Source organism: Anaerotignum faecicola (genome assembly GCA_024460105.1).
Lineage (GTDB): Bacteria > Bacillota > Clostridia > Lachnospirales > Anaerotignaceae > JANFXS01.
Window position 1 is genome coordinate 1 of sequence record JANFXS010000509.1, and the last position, 399, is coordinate 399.

General features: G+C 43.9%; 1 protein-coding gene. It reads left to right on the forward strand.

The window, feature by feature from the left end; genetic code table 11:
* A partial coding sequence (locus NE664_15125) for an ABC transporter substrate-binding protein (GenBank protein ID MCQ4727965.1) occupies window positions 1–399 on the forward strand: 399 nt, incomplete at both ends.

Here is a 399-nt window from a genome sequence, read left to right on the forward strand (position 1 = left end):
CCCATTCTCCTGGCACTATTATCCCATCAATGTTCTTCACTGTGATTATGATGCCAAGGAAAAACAGATTCAGTCTGTGATGGACTGTATTGACGGAAAAGTGGCTTACGATGATTTAAGCGGCGATGGAAAGACATGGTACAACGGATATACCGCAGTTCAGAAAGACGGCTTCAGAAAGACTGTAGAGAAAAATATTTCTACTGCGAATGGCTGGGGATGGGCCAATGGTGCCTGGACCGTACAGAGTCAGGCGGATAAGCTAAATCTTCAGTATGCGGCCAGCTATGCGGATTCTCCTTCTATGGAATCCTTATGGGCAACCTTAGAGACGCAGGAAGATGAATTTTATTTACAAGTCCTCACTGGAAACACAACGATTGACGAATTTGATAAATT